This window comes from Nocardioides insulae DSM 17944 (assembly GCF_000422825.1).
GTDB classification, from domain to species: domain Bacteria; phylum Actinomycetota; class Actinomycetes; order Propionibacteriales; family Nocardioidaceae; genus Nocardioides; species Nocardioides insulae.
This window is the reverse complement of sequence record NZ_AUGU01000013.1, coordinates 563,286-577,626: the sequence shown is the minus strand read 5'-3', so window position 1 is coordinate 577,626 and position 14,341 is coordinate 563,286. Positions and strand designations below refer to the sequence as shown.

Sequence of the window (14,341 nt, the reverse complement as noted above, 5' to 3'; positions counted from 1 at the left end):
GCCCGCGCGCGGGGGAAACCGGTGAGAATCCGGCGCTGACCCGCAACCGTGTGCCGACCCGTCCGGGCCGGCGAGCCGGAACACCTGCCGCGGAGCGTCCTCACCACACGCTGTCGAGGCACGCGGCGGGTCGTCCCAGGGATTCGGGCGCCTCTCGCCGCGCAGCGGGAAGGACCCCCATGACCAACTCTGCGCATTCGTGGCGCCGGCGTCCGGTGGCGCTCGCCCTGGCCGCGACGGCCGCCCTGGCCCTGTCCGCCTGCACCAGCGAGGACGCGGCCGACAGCAGCCCCGAGGACGAGGCGACCAGCAGCGCCAGCAGTGCCCCGGCGTACGACACCTCAGCCCGCGCGCAGGCGGCGACCTGGATCAGCGGTCAGCTCGCGGACAACGGGATCATGCACAACGCCCAGTTCGACACCGACGACTACAGCCTCACCGTCGACACGGCGTTGGGCCTGATCGCGACCGAGGAGCAGCCTGAGACGGTGCGGACCATCGGCACCGCGCTGGCCGAGCACGTGCAGGACTACATCTCGCCCGGGTTCGGCACCGTCGTCTCGGCCGGCTCCACGGCGAAGCTCGCGGTGATGGTGCAGGAGTCGGGGCAGGATCCCGCCTCCTACGGCGGCCAGGACCTGATCTCAGTCCTCGAGCAGCACACCCTGGACCAGGGCCCGGCGGCCGGCCGGATCCAGGACGAGCTGGACCCCAAGCAGAAGGACGCCGCCGACTGGTCCAACACCCTCGGTCAGGCCTACGCCGTCTCCGCGCTGAGCGGTGCCGGCAGTGCCGAGGCAGCCGCAGCCACCGACTTCCTGCTCGCGCAACAGTGCGACGAGGGCTGGTTCCGGGTCACCTTCGCCACCGACGCCGCAGCCGAACAGCAGGGCTGCCAGGACGACGCCGCCGCCGTACCCGACGTGGATGCCACCGCGGTCGCGGTGCGTGCGCTACTGGCACTCGACGACGAGGAGGCCGCGGGCGCCGCCGAGGACGCCGTCGCCTGGCTGGTCGAGCAGCAGGAGGACGACGGATCCTTCGCCGGCGGGACCCCGCCGGCCGCCAACGCCAACAGCACCGGCCTGGCCGGCTGGGCGCTGGGCGACGCCGGGCAGAGCGAGGCCGCCTCGGCGGCCGCCGTGTGGGTCTCCGAGCACCAGGCCGGCTTCGCCTTCTGCGGCGGCGAGGGCACCTCGGGCGCGATCGCCTACGACCAGGCCGCCGCCGAGGCCGCGCTGAAGGGCATCACCGACGAGACCGCCTCGCAGTTCCGGCTGGCCACCGCGCAGGCGATGCCCGCCCTCGGCTGGCTCCCCGAGGGCACCGAGCCGATGAGCTGCTGACCGTGCCCACCATCCGTCTCCCTCGCGCGGTGCGGGCCGCGACCCTGCTGACCGGCGCGCTGCTGCCCGGTGCCCTGCTGGTCGGTACGGCGAGCGCCGCCTCCGGCACGCCGGAGCCGGGCGAGGCCTGCGCAGCCGACGAGGTGACCGTGGTGGTGGAGCCGGGCGACCTGGCGGTCGAGGCCGGCACCGGCTGTGCGCCTCCGGGCACCGCGGGCGACGTCGTGGCTGCCGCCGGCTGGACGCTGACGCCTCACCCGCAGCAGCGCGAGTTCCTGTGCCAGGTCGACGGCGAGCCGGCCGACGGCGACTGCCTGCGGACCGATCGCTACTGGTCCCTGTTCGTCTCCGACGGCGGGGCGCCGTGGGTCTACGCCACCCTGGGTATCTACAGCCAGCCGGTGGAGGCGGGCGACTCGGTCGCACTGGTCTGGCAGCAGACCAACACCCGCGAGCTCCCGGCCGCCGCGCCGGGAGGTACGCCGGCCGTCTCCGGGGAGGGCACGGTCAACCCGCAGACCCGACCGCCGGTCGGCGAGACCGGCGAGAGCGACAACGGCCTGCCCGGCTGGGTGCCACCGGCCGCGCTCGGCGTCCTGGTCGTCGCGGGAGGCGTGGTCGTGCTCGTCCGCCGGAGGTCGGGCTCGTCGTGACCGGCCGGGACGGGCGTTCCCGCCGACCCGGGTCCGCCCGGGCGCTGCATCTGCCTCGGGACCTGCACCCCGTGGCGTGGTGGCTGTGGGCGATCGGGCTGGCGGCGTACGCGTCCCAGACGACCAATCCGTGGCTGCTGCTCCTGCTGTGCGCGGTGGCCGCGCTGGTCGTCGCGGCCCGCCGCTCGGACCAGCCCTGGGCCAACGCGTTCAAGCTCTATGCCGTGGTGGCGGCGTTCATCGTGCTCACCCGGGTGCTGTTCCGGATCGTGTTCGGTAGCGGCGACAGCGGCACGGTGATCTGGGACCTCCCCGAGATCCCGCTGCCCGACTTCGCCCTGGGCATCACCCTGCTCGGCCCGGTGACCAGGGAGGCCCTCCTCTCCGGGCTGTACGACGGCCTCCGGCTGGGCACCATCGTGCTCTGCTTGGGCGCGGCCACCGCGCTGGCCAATCCGAAGCGGCTGCTGCGCTCGGTGCCGCCGGCGCTCTACGAGATCGGCACCGCGCTGGTGGTGGCGGTGACCGTGCTGCCGCAGCTGGCCGACAGCGTCCGGCGGGTGCGCGCCGCGCAGCGACTCCGACCGGCTCCGGAGAGCACAGGCTTCGGGCGGCGTACCCGTCGGCTGCGGCGTTTCCTGGTGCCGGTCCTCGAGGACGCCCTCGAACGCTCGCTCGCCCTCGCCGCCGGGATGGACACCCGCGGTTACGGCCGCGCCGGCGAGGCCACCCCGGCCCAGCGCCGCGTCACCGGCGGACTGATGCTGGCCGGGCTGGTCGGCGTGTGCGTGGGCGTGTACGCCGTCCTCGACTCGACCGCCCCGCGACTGCTCGCCGGCCCCCTGCTGGTGGTCGGGCTGGCGCTGGCGATCGCCGGCCTGGTCAGCGCCGGTCGTCGCGTGCACCGCACCTTCTACCGACCCGACCCCTGGCGCTGGCCGGAGAGCATCGTGACGCTGAGCGGTCTCGCGGTGGCGGCGGCGGGCTGGTGGGTGGCCCACCACGACCTCGCGATCGCCTATCCGGATGTGACGCTCGCCCCGCAGGTCTCGCTGGCGGCGCTGGCCGGCGTGGCCGTCGGCCTGGTGCCGGCGGTGGCGGCACCGCCGCCGCGTCGGCTCGCGGCCGACCTGCCGGTGCCCGAACTGCAGGGGGCGGCATGATCGAGCTCCGCGGCATCTCGCTTCGTCATGAGGACGAGCACGGCAACCCCACCACGGTGCTGGACGGGGTCGATCTCACCTTGGAGGAGGGCGAGCTGGTCCTGGTGAGTGGCCCGACCGGCGTGGGAAAGTCCACCTTGCTGGGCGTGGTCTGCGGGCTGGTGCCCCGCTTCACCGGTGGCTCCCTGGACGGTGATCTGCTGCTCGACGGGGCCAGCATCGTGCACAGTCCGCCCCGGGAACGTGCCAGCAGCATCGGGTACGTCGGCCAGGATCCCGCCGCCGGGTTCGTCACCGACACCGTCGAGGAGGAACTCGCCTACGGGATGGAGCAGCTCGGCCTGCCGCCGGAGACGATGCGTCGCCGGGTCGAGGAGACCCTCGACCTGCTCGGCATCGCCGCTCTCCGCGACCGCGACCTGCGCACCCTGTCCGGAGGGCAGCAGCAGCGGGTCGCGATCGGGGCCGTCCTCACCATGCATCCGCGGGTCCTCGTCCTGGACGAACCCACCAGCGCTCTGGACCCCACCGCGGCCGAGGAGGTGCTGGCCACGCTGACCAGGCTGGTGCACGACGTCGGCACGACGGTGCTCCTGGCCGAACACCGCCTGGAGCGGGTGGTGCCGTTCGCCGACCGGATGGTGCTGCTCGACCGCAGCGGCGGCGTACAGGTGGGGGAGCCCGCCGACCTGCTGGCGGTGAGCCCCGTCGTCCCCCCGATCGTGGAACTGGGCCGGCGACTGGGGTGGTCCCCGCTGCCGTTGACCGTGCGTGAGGCGCGCCGCCGGGCGCGGGCGCTGTCGCTCGGCTCGCCGCCCGACCCGCAGACCACCGCCGACGCCGCACCGACCCTGGAGGCGGAGGGGCTGGTCATCGCCCGCGGGCGGCGTCCGGTGCTGCGCCACGCGGACCTGGCGCTGCGGCCGGGTGAGGTGACCGCCCTGATGGGCCGCAACGGTTCCGGCAAGTCCACCCTGCTGTGGACCCTCCAGGGTGGTCTCACCCGTACCTCGGGCAGGGTGCGGGTCACCGGGCGTGACTCCGTCGCCCTCGACCCGGGAGCGCTGCCCCCGGACCAGCGCCGCCACCACGTCGGACTGCTGCCGCAGAACGCCGCCGACCTGCTCTACCTGGAGACCGTGGGGGAGGAGTGCGACGCCGGCGGGCCGGGCACCCGTGCCGTGTTGGACCGGCTGGTGCCGGGGATCCCGGACGACCAGCACCCGCGCGATCTCTCCGAGGGACAGCGGTTGGCGCTCGCCCTCGCCCTGGTGCTCGCCGGCGATCCGCCGGTGCTCCTCCTCGACGAGCCCACCCGCGGGCTCGACTACGCCGCCAAGCACGCCCTGGCGGTCCTGCTCGGCGAACTCGCCGGTGCCGGGCGCGCGATCCTGGTGGCGACCCACGACGTCGAGTTCGTCGCGCAGGTCGCCGGGCAGGTCGTCGTACTCGCCGACGGCGAGGTCGTCTCGCACGGTGAGGTACGCCGCGTGGTGGCCGAGTCACCCGCGTTCGCGCCGCAGGTCATGAAGGTGCTCGGTGCACCCTGGCTGCGGGTCGACGAGGTGGTCGCCGCGCGGACTGCCGCCGGCACCGGCCGGGGGGACTCGCGATGAGCCGGGACGCCGCCCGCCATCCCCCGGCCGTCCGCCTGTCGCGCCGGTCGGCGATGGTCATCGGCGCTGCCTCGATCGGCGGCCTGCTGATGCTCCTGTGGCCACTGATCGTGCACCGGCCCGGTGAGGCCGTCGTCCAGCCGCCCTTCGTCTTCCTGCTGCTGCTCCCGGTCGTGATCCTGGTCTGCCTCGCCGAGATCGGGGAGGGCGGGCTGGACGCCAGGGTGCTGGCGATCCTCGGGGTCCTCAGCGCCGTGAACGCCGTCCTGCGCGCTCTCTCCGCCGGCACCGCGGGGGTAGAGCTGGTCTTCTTCCTGCTCATCCTCGCGGGCCGGGTCTTCGGGCCGGGCTTCGGGTTCCTGCTGGGCTGTACGTCGCTGTTCGCGAGCGCACTGGTCGCGGCCGGGGTGGGGCCGTGGCTGCCCTACCAGATGCTCGTCGCCGCCTGGGTCGGCCTGGGTGCCGGTCTGCTCCCGCGGGCGACCGGACGGATGGAGATCGCCCTGCTGGCGGGGTACGCCGTGGTGTCGTCGTACTTGTACGGACTGCTGCTCAACCTGCAGGGGTGGCCGCTGCTCGCCGGCGTGGTCGTGCCCGGCCAGGACTCCTCCGACCTGGCCTTCGACCCGTCGGCGTCGTTCTGGGACAACCTCACCACCTTCCTGCGCTACACCCTGGTCACCTCGACCGGCAGCTATGACACCGGCCGCGCGATCACCACTGCCATCGCCGTCATCGTGCTCGGCCCGCCGATCCTGACCACGCTCCGTCGCGCCGCCCGACGCGCCACCGTGACCGGCGTCGTCGCCCCGACCGACTCCGTGGTCCCGGTCGGCGCGGGCGAGGCCACCGACCGCCCGGACGCGAGCTGACGCCAGCAGTCCTGGGCGGGCCGGCCGACCACGTCCGGCGTCGGTAGGAGTCACCCGGTGAGCTGCTGCGGACGGCCGCCGCTGCGGGTGGCGCCGATGCTGGCTGTCATGACGCAGGCCAACGCGAGCCACTGCAAGGGTCCGAGCAGTTCCCCGAGCACGACGACGCCCACCAGCGCAGCGGCGGCGGGCTCGAGGCTCATCAGGATGCCGAAGACGGGCGGGCGCATCTGGCGCAAGGCCACCAGTTCGCAGCTGTAGGGCACCACCGAGGCGAGCAGCCCGACCACGGCACCGATCAGCCACACCTGCGGCGAGGCCAGCTCCTCGGCGTACCGGCCGAGCACCAGCGGGAGGATGAGGAGCGCGCCGACGGTGCTGGCGAGGGCGAGGCCGTCGACCCCCTCCCAGCGTCGCCCGGTCTGCGCCGAGAGCAGGATGTAGGCGGCCCAGGCGGTGGCGGCGAGCAGGGCGAAGGCGACGCCGAGCGGGTCCAGGGAGGTCCGTTCGAAGCCGAGCAGCAGGACACCGAGCCCCGCCAGGACGACCCAGAGCAGGTCGCGGCGGCGCCGCGATCCGAAGAGCGCGACGCTCAGCGGCCCGAGGAACTCGATGGTGACCGCGATGCCGAGCGGGAGTCGGGCGAAGGAGTGGTAGATGGCCCAGTTCATCAGGGCCAGACAGGTGCCGAACCCGACCACCACCAGCCAGTCCGTGCCGCTGTGTCCGCGCAGCCGCGGACGGGCGAGGGCGAGCAGCACGACCGAGCCGCACAGCAGGCGCATCCAGACCAGCGTGGTGGGGGAGGCCTCCTCGAAGAAGGTCTTGGCCAGGCCCGCGCCGAACTGGAGCGACACGATACCGATGAGCACCAGCAGCACCGGCGAACCGCCCGCACGGCCGGCAGATTTCACCCGTCCGCCGACGCTACGGGGTGGCGTCGGTCCGGTCACCGGTCCACCCTAGGAGGTGGCCGAGGGCGGGACGAAGCGTGTCCGGACGGGGAGCAGACATGACGACAGTGCTGATGATCGGGACCCGCAAGGGACTCTGGATCGCCACCTCCGACGACGCTCGCCAGGACTGGGACCTGCGCGGGCCCCACTTCGACATGGAGGAGGTCTACTCCTGTCTGGTCGACACCGCCGCCAGTCCACCCCGGCTGTACGCCGGCGCCTCGTCGATGTGGCTGGGGCCGTTGGTCCGGCGCTCGGCGGATCTCGGCCAGACCTGGGAGGAGGCCAGGGTCGCCTTCCCGGACGACATCGAGGCCAGTGTCGAACGGGTCTGGCAGCTCCAGCGCGGACCCGAGGACGGCGTCCTATGGGCCGGCACCGAGCCCGGGGCGATCTTCCGCTCGACCGACGGCGGGGAGAGCTTCGAGCTCGAGCGGGCACTGTGGGACCACCCCCACCGTCCGGAGTGGGCCGCGGGCTTCGGCGGTCAGGCCTTCCACACCCTGTTGCCCCACCCCGGCGACCCGTCGTCCCTCACCGCCGCCCTCTCGACCGGAGGGGTCTACCAGACCACCGACGGCGGTGGGTCCTGGCGCCCGCGCAACCAGGGGATCCGGGCGGAGTTCATGCCGGAGGGGGAGCAGTACCCCGAGTTCGGGCAGTGCGTCCACAAGGTCGCGCGTCACCCGAGCCGCCCCGAGCGACTCTTCGCCCAGAACCACGGCGGCGTCTACCGCTCCGAGGACGAGGGCGGCTCCTGGGTCTCGATCGCGGACGGGCTGCCGTCCGACTTCGGGTTCCCGGTGGTGGTCCACCCGCACGACCCGGACACCGTCTACCTCTTCCCGCTCAGCGGCGCCGAAGGACGCTACCCGCCGGAGGCCAAGGCGCGGGTCTGGCGCTCCACCGATGCCGGGGAGAGCTGGGAGGCGCTCGGCAAGGGCCTGCCGGACCGCTTCTACGTGGGTGTGATGCGCGATGCGATGTGCACCGACACGCACGCTTCGGCGGGCCTCTACTTCGGCGCCCGCAACGGCTCGGTGTGGGGCTCGGCGGACGCCGGGGAGACCTGGAGCCAGCTGTTCAGCGACCTCCCCGACGTGATGGTGGTGCGTGCCGGAGTGGTGTAGCCGCAGTGTGTGGGGCGGCGGGGTGGCCGCCCCACAGGCGCGTCGGGGTCAGACCATCGGCGGCTGGCCCTCGGGGGTGTAGACCGGCAGCTCACCGGTCGTCTCCGGGTTCTCGGGCACCGCGACCGGTTCGGGCACCGAGGACGTGATCCGGCTGCCGTCCGGGCGCAATCCGCCGACGACGGGTCGGTCCGGCAACCGCCCGTCGGCCCGGGGCCCCTGATGCGCCAGCGGTACGACGACCGGAGCCTCGGCGGTGACCTCGTACCACTCGCCGCGCACGGTGAGTTCGGTCCGACCCTCACTCCCGGGGGCGACCTCGTCGACGGTGAAGGAGACCTGGTCCTGGGTGAGCTCGACCAGCAGCCGGGTGCCGCGCCAGGTCAGCCGGTACCGCAGCCCGGGCCAGTCCTCGGGCAGTCGCGGGTCGACGGTGAGCACGCCGCGGTGGTCGCGCAGGCCGCCGAAGCCGAAGACCAGCGCACTCCAGATGCCTCCGCAGGAGGCGATGTGCATGCCGTCGACGGTGTTGCCGTGGCTGTTCATCAGGTCCAGGTAGAGCGCGTCGTGGAAGTAGTCCAGGGCGACGTGATGATGCCCCACCTCGGCGGCGATGATCGACTGCACGACGGCGGAGAGGCTGGAGTCGCCGGTGGTGATCGGGTCGTAGTACTCGAAGTCGGCGCGCTTCTGCTCCAGCGTGAACCGGTCTCCCTGGAGGAAGAGGGCCAGGACGACGTCGGCCTGCTTGAGGACCTGGAACCGGTAGATCACCAGCGGGTGATAGTGCAGCAGCAGCGGCCGGGTCTCGGGCGGCGTGTTGGGCAGGTCCCAGACCTCCCGCTCGAGGAAGAAGTCGTCCTGGGGGTGGATGCCGAGTCGGTCGTCGAAGGGGATGTGCATGCCCTCCGCACAGCGCTGCCACTCCTCCACCTCGGCCTCGGTGAGGGAGAGCCGGGAGACGACCTGCTCGAACTCGACCGGGTTGCGCTCCTTGATCATCCCGACCACGATCACCGCCGCCTCGAGGTTGTAGCGGGCCATCACGTTGGTGAACAGGTTGTTGTTCACCACGGTCGTGTACTCGTCCGGACCGGTGACGCCGTGGATGTGGAAGGACGGCTCGCCGTTGTGCCGCCAGAACCCCAGGTCGGCCCACATCCGGGAGGTCTCGACCAGGATGTCGATGCCCTCCCGGATCATGAAGCCCAGGTCGCCGGTGGCCAGGGCGTACTTGGTGAGCGCGAAGCTGATGTCGGCGTCGATGTGCACCTGGGCGGTGCCGGCGGCGTAGTACGCCGAGGCCTCCTCGCCGCTGATCGTGCGCCAGGGGAAGAGCGCGCCGTGCTGGGCCATCTCCCCGGCCCGTTCGCGCGCGGCCGGGAGCATCACCGAGCGGAAGTGCAGGGCGTTGCGGGCCACGCTCGGCTGGGTGTAGGTGAGGAACGGGATCACGTAGACCTCGGTGTCCCAGAAGTAGTGGCCCTCATAGCCGCTCCCGGTCACCCCCTTCGCGGGGACGCCGAGCCCGTCGGTGCGTGCGCTGGCCTGGGCGAGGGAGAACAGGTTGAACCGGATGGCCTGCTGCATCGCCTGCTGTTCGCGGGTGTCGCCGAGCAGTTCGACGTCCGAGCGGGCCCAGAAGTCGTCGTACCAGGCGCGCTGATCGGCGTGGTAGTAGGCGACCCCGTGCTGGGCCACCCGGTCCAGGGTGCGGTCGCACCGATCGCGCAGCTCACGCACCGGAACACCGCGTGAGGTGTGGTAGGTGACGGTCTTCTCCAGCCGCAGGGTGCGGCCCTCGGAGGCGTCGACGCGGTAGACCACCTTGGTCAGGTCGTCGTCGGCCCGCGCCACCGTGTCGACGGTGTCCATGGTCTCGATGCGGTGGTCGGCGGCGACCGCGAGGGTCATCCCGGAGTTGGTGCACCGGTAGCCCAGGCCCATCCGGTCCTCGGCGGCGAAGGAGTGCTGCGGCACCAGCACCCGGTCATCGAAGCCGGCTGCCTTGCGCGGGTCGAAACCGGCACCCGCGGTCGGGTGGTTGTACTCGTCCTTGCCGTCCTGCCGGTTGAGCAGTTGGGAGGAGATCACGATCGGTGCGTCCCCCGACAGCATGGTCACCTCGAGGGTGAACAGGGCCAGGTGACGCTGGGTCATCGAGACCATCCGGGTCGAGTCGATCCGCACCTGCTTGCCCGACGGGGTGCGCCAGATCAGGCTGCGCCGCAGGATGCCGTCGCGGAAGTCGAGCACCCGCTCGTAGTGCTCGAGGTCGGCGGTCCCGAAGGTCAGCGGCTCGTCGTCGACGTAGATCTTCATGACCTTGGCGTCGGGCACGTTGACGATGGTCTGGCCGGTGCGCGCGAAGCCGAAGGCCGCCTCCGCGTGCCGGATCGGCCAGGTCTCGTGGAACCCGTTGACGTAGGTGCCATGGGAGTACGCCGGCCGCCCCTCCTCGGGGTTGCCGCGCATGCCGAGGTAGCCGTTGGCCACCGAGAACAGGGTCTCGGTCAGCCCGACGTTGTCGGTGCGGTAGCTCGTCTCGATCAGCCGCCAGGGGTCCAGCGGGTTGATCCCTCGGTCCATCGGGTCCGGTCCGGCACCGGTGCTCATGCGCGGCTCCTCAGCTGTGCAAGGGGGTGGTTCACGAAGATCACCACGGGTGGAGGTGGGTGGGAGGTGGGGGTGAGAGGGGGAGCAGGTCAGTGCTCGTCGGAGGGGGCCAGATCGGCCAGGTCCGCCACGACCAGATGGGCGCCCGCGGCGAGCAGGGTCTCGGGCCCGGCCCCGCGATCGACGCCGATCACCAGGCCGAAGTCGCCGGAGGCGCCGGCGGCCACACCCGAGACGGCGTCCTCGAGCACGACCGCCCGACCGGGGGAGGTGTCGAGCACGGTGGCGGCGTGGACGAACGTGTCGGGGGCCGGCTTGCCGGGCAGGCCGAGTTCGGTGGCGACCCTGCCGTCGACAACGGTCCCGAAGCGGTCCAGTAGCCCCGCCGCGGTCAGGACGGCGGGCGCGTTGGCGGAGGAGGAGACCACGGCGAGGGGCAGGCCCAGGGAGGCCAGGTGGTCGAGCAGCAGGACCGAGCCGGGGTACGGCGTGACGCCGTCGCGCTCGAGCACGGCGTTGAAGGCGGCGTTCTTGGCGTCGCCCAGCGAGCGCACACTCAGCCCGTCGGACCCGGCCGGGTCCGACGGGGTGCCCTCCGGTAGCCGGATGCCGCGCGAGGCGAGGAAGTCCCGCACACCGTCGTAGCGCGGCTTGCCGTCGACGTGGGCGAAGTAGTCGGCCTCGGCGTACGGCGCGACCGGGCCGCCCGCCAGGCGCGCTCCGTGCGCCGCGAGGAAGCTGGTGAACATCTCGCTCCAGGCGGCCCGGTGCACCACCGCGGTCGGGGTGATCACACCGTCGAGGTCGAAGAGCACGGCGCCGTAGGCGCGCCAGTCCACGGTGGTCGCGGTCGTCGGCTGCTGGGTCACCGTTTCAGGCTAGGGGGTCGAGGTGACGAACCGGGGGAGCGTGGGAGAGGGATCACAACCCGAGAGTCCTCCGATGGTGAGACCGGGACGGCGTTCCACCGTCGCCGGGGATACCCTGGAGGGCATGCCCACTCTCCGCTCGGCCACCTCCACCACAGGACGCAACATGGCCGGTGCTCGCGCGCTCTGGCGTGCGACCGGCATGACGGACTCCGACTTCGGCAAGCCCATCGTGGCGATCGCGAACTCCTTCACCGAGTTCGTGCCCGGCCACGTGCACCTGCGCGACCTGGGCAAGTTGGTCGCGGAGTCGGTGGTCGAGGCCGGCGGCGTGGCCAAGGAGTTCAACACCATCGCGGTCGACGACGGCATCGCGATGGGCCACAGCGGGATGCTCTACTCGCTGCCGAGCCGTGAGCTGATCGCCGACGCGGTCGAGTACATGGTCAACGCGCACTGCGCCGACGCCCTGGTCTGCATCTCCAACTGCGACAAGATCACCCCCGGCATGCTGATGGCCGCGCTGCGGCTGAACATCCCGGTCGTCTTCGTCTCCGGCGGCCCGATGGAGGCCGGCAAGACCCAGGCGATCGCGGGCGTCGTCCACCCCAAGCTGGACCTGATCGACGCGATGATCGCGGCCGCCAACGACGAGGTCACCGACGAGCAGCTCGACAGCATCGAGCGGTCCGCCTGCCCGACCTGCGGATCCTGCTCGGGCATGTTCACCGCCAACTCGATGAACTGCCTCACCGAGGCGATCGGCCTCTCCCTACCCGGCAACGGCTCCACCCTGGCCACGCACTCGGCTCGCCGTCAGCTCTTCCTGGACGCCGGCACCACCGTGGTCGACATCGCCAAGCGCTACTACGAGCAGGACGACGAGTCGGTCCTGCCCCGTAACGTCGCCACGCGCCAGGCCTTCGAGAACGCCTTCGCCCTCGACGTCGCGATGGGTGGCTCGACCAACACCGTGCTGCACCTGCTGGCAGCGGCCCGCGAGGCCGAGCTCGACTTCAGCGTCGACGAGATCGACGCGGTGTCTCGGCGGGTGCCATGCCTCTCCAAGGTGGCGCCCAACACGCCGAAGTACCACATGGAGGACGTCCACCGCGCCGGCGGCATCCCGGCCCTCCTGGGCGAACTGCACCGCGGTGGGCTGCTCAACGCCGACGTCCACAGCGTGCACAGCCCCGACCTCGACACCTGGCTGGGCGCGTGGGACATCCGCGCCGAGCAGCCCTCCGAGCGTGCGCTGGAGCTCTTCAAGGCCGCACCCGGCGGGGTCCGCACCACCGAGGCGTTCTCCACCGACAACGTCTGGTCCTCCCACGACACCGATGCGGCCACGGGCTGCATCCGCGACATCGAGCACGCCTACACCGCCGACGGCGGCCTGGGCATCCTGAAGGGCAACCTCGCTCCCGAGGGCTGCGTGGTCAAGACCGCCGGCGTGCCCGAGGAGGTGTGGACCTTCCGCGGCACCGCGAAGGTCTTCGAGTCCCAGGACGCCGCGGTCGAGGGCATCCTCGGCGGCGAGGTCGAGGCCGGGCACGTGGTCGTGATCCGCTACGAAGGCCCCAAGGGCGGCCCGGGCATGCAGGAGATGCTCTACCCCACCTCGTTCCTCAAGGGCCGCGGCCTGGGTCAGAAGTGCGCGCTCATCACCGACGGCCGTTTCTCCGGCGGCACCAGCGGGCTCTCCATCGGGCACATCTCCCCGGAGGCCGCGGGTGGGGGCATGATCGCGCTGGTCGAGGACGGCGACCCGATCGCGATCGACATCCCGAACCGGTCGATCGTGCTCGAGGTCGACGACCTGGTGCTCGACGAGCGTCGTAGCGCCCAGGAGAAGCGGGACAAGCCGTACACCCCGATCGATCGTGACCGGAAGGTGTCGACCGCTCTGCGTGCCTACGCCTCGATGGCCACCTCGGCCTCCGACGGCGCCGTCCGTCGCCTGCCTGAGTGAGTAGTACGCCGGAGCCGTCCCTCCTCCATCGGCTGGTCGCCTTCGGTCCACACGCCGGCGCGCACCGCATCGCGGTGCGCGCCGCCGTCTCGATGCTGGTGCCGCTCCTGGTGCTGCTGGCCATCGACCGGCTGGAGTGGTCGCTCTACGCGTCCTTCGGCGCGTTCACGGCGCTGTACGGGCGCGAACGGGTCGACCTGCACCGGTTGGCGCTGCAGACGACGGTCGGCGTCTTGCAGACGACGCTCATCACCCTCGGGGCGGTGGTCGCCATCTCGCCCGAGCGCGCCTGGCTGGCGGTGCCGATCGCCGCGCTGGTGGCCGTGCTGAGCACCTGGCTCTCGGTGGGCGGGCGGTGGCATCCGCCGGGTCCGATCTTCCAGGTGTTCGCCTTCTCCGCGGTGGCCTCGGTGCCGGGCACCTGGGAGCAGGTCCCGGTGGCCGCGGCGGTGGCCGCCTCGGCCGCGGCCTTCGCCCTGATCGTGGGCAACATCGGTGGACTGTGGCGGCGGGTCCGCCGTACCGCCCCGCTGGAGCCGCCCGAGCTCCCCATCGGCGGCGTGGTCGCCGGCTTGTGGCGCCAGGCGTGGCTCTCCGGAGCCGGTGTCCTGCTTGCGGGCAGCATCGCCACCGCGGGCGGCATCGGCCGGCCCTATTGGGCGATGGTGTCGGCTGCCGTACCGCTGATGGCGGTCACGCTCACCGGCCAGGTCGTCCGCGGCCTGCACCGTCTGATCGGCACCTACCTCGGCCTGCTGGTGGCGGCGGTCCTGCTGCTCCCCGAGGTCGAACCACTGGTGCTGATCTTCCTTGTGGCCGCCCTCCAGGCGTTGGCCGAGCTGTTCATCGGGCGCAACTACGCCCTCGGCCTGGTCTTCGTCACACCGCTGGCGCTGCTGATGGTGCACCTGGCCAGTCCGACCGAGGTCCCGCAGCTCATCCTGGACCGCGGCCTGGAGACCACCATCGGTGTCCTCATCGGCGTGCTGGTCGGGCTGGCCGGCCGCGGGATTCCCGAGAAGCGGCGGACCAGCCTCCCATCCGGGGCGTAGTGGGCGCAGGTGCCCACGTGGTCCGATCTGCCCACGCACCCGGACGTGCGCCGGGCCCATGGTGGTCTGGTGAGGCCGTGGGGAGGCTGGCAGAGT

11 protein-coding genes and 1 riboswitch are annotated in these 14,341 nt (G+C 72.2%); of the genes, 8 read left to right on the top strand and 3 right to left on the bottom strand.

Annotated elements, in window-relative coordinates:
- The first annotated feature begins 12 nt into the window (after nt 1–12).
- A riboswitch (cobalamin riboswitch) is annotated at nt 13–85 on the top strand.
- Nucleotides 86–179: 94 nt separating this feature from the next.
- From G515_RS0103395 to G515_RS19310, 5 genes are read left to right on the top strand one after another with little or no spacing between them, the layout of a single operon-like run.
- Complete coding sequence (locus G515_RS0103395) at nt 180–1,346, top strand: prenyltransferase/squalene oxidase repeat-containing protein (protein ID WP_028659009.1); 1,167 nt, start codon at nt 180–182, stop codon at nt 1,344–1,346.
- Between the two features lie 2 nt (nt 1,347–1,348).
- The gene (locus G515_RS0103390; protein WP_028659008.1) at nt 1,349–1,999 is read left to right on the top strand and encodes a hypothetical protein; all 651 of its coding nucleotides are present in this window, start codon (nt 1,349–1,351) and stop codon (nt 1,997–1,999) included.
- Entirely contained in the window at nt 1,996–3,162 is a 1,167-nt protein-coding gene (locus G515_RS0103385) for a CbiQ family ECF transporter T component (protein ID WP_281168276.1), read from the top strand. Before G515_RS0103390 ends, G515_RS0103385 begins: the two co-directional genes overlap by 4 nt.
- The gene (locus tag G515_RS0103380; RefSeq protein ID WP_028659006.1) at nt 3,159–4,778 is read left to right on the top strand and encodes an ABC transporter ATP-binding protein; all 1,620 of its coding nucleotides are present in this window, start codon (nt 3,159–3,161) and stop codon (nt 4,776–4,778) included. The genes G515_RS0103385 and G515_RS0103380 overlap by 4 nt, the downstream gene beginning before the upstream one ends.
- A complete protein-coding gene (locus G515_RS19310) occupies nt 4,775–5,650 on the top strand; it encodes an ECF transporter S component (protein WP_051217798.1) in 876 nt (291 codons plus the stop codon). Before G515_RS0103380 ends, G515_RS19310 begins: the two co-directional genes overlap by 4 nt.
- Before the next feature lie 50 nt (nt 5,651–5,700).
- Here G515_RS19310 and G515_RS0103370 read toward each other — a convergent pair whose 3' ends face one another.
- A complete protein-coding gene (locus G515_RS0103370; protein ID WP_245565178.1) occupies nt 5,701–6,564 on the bottom strand; it encodes an EamA family transporter in 864 nt (287 codons plus the stop codon).
- Nucleotides 6,565–6,662: 98 nt separating this feature from the next.
- Between G515_RS0103370 and G515_RS0103365 the strand changes: the two genes are divergently transcribed.
- Entirely contained in the window at nt 6,663–7,736 is a 1,074-nt protein-coding gene (locus G515_RS0103365) for a WD40/YVTN/BNR-like repeat-containing protein (protein ID WP_028659004.1), read from the top strand.
- A gap of 48 nt (nt 7,737–7,784) precedes the next feature.
- Here the strand turns inward: G515_RS0103365 and G515_RS19305 are convergent, their stop codons facing one another.
- Together G515_RS19305 and G515_RS0103355 are read right to left on the bottom strand one after the other, a co-directional pair.
- Nucleotides 7,785–10,352 carry a glycoside hydrolase family 65 protein gene (locus tag G515_RS19305; protein WP_036553837.1) on the bottom strand — a complete coding sequence of 856 codons (2,568 nt, stop codon included), beginning with the start codon at nt 10,350–10,352 and terminating at the stop codon, nt 7,785–7,787.
- A gap of 89 nt (nt 10,353–10,441) precedes the next feature.
- The gene (locus tag G515_RS0103355) at nt 10,442–11,221 is read right to left on the bottom strand and encodes an HAD family hydrolase (RefSeq protein WP_425411226.1); all 780 of its coding nucleotides are present in this window, start codon (nt 11,219–11,221) and stop codon (nt 10,442–10,444) included.
- 124 nt (nt 11,222–11,345) lie between these two features.
- Here G515_RS0103355 and ilvD point away from each other — a divergent pair, with 124 nt between their 5' ends.
- Both ilvD and G515_RS0103345 read left to right on the top strand, forming a co-directional pair.
- The gene (gene ilvD / locus G515_RS0103350) at nt 11,346–13,193 is read left to right on the top strand and encodes a dihydroxy-acid dehydratase (RefSeq protein ID WP_028659002.1); all 1,848 of its coding nucleotides are present in this window, start codon (nt 11,346–11,348) and stop codon (nt 13,191–13,193) included.
- Nucleotides 13,190–14,245: an FUSC family protein gene (locus tag G515_RS0103345; RefSeq protein WP_028659001.1), complete on the top strand. Its 1,056-nt coding sequence runs from the start codon at nt 13,190–13,192 to the stop codon at nt 14,243–14,245. The genes ilvD and G515_RS0103345 overlap by 4 nt, the downstream gene beginning before the upstream one ends.
- The last annotated feature ends 96 nt before the right edge of the window (nt 14,246–14,341 follow it).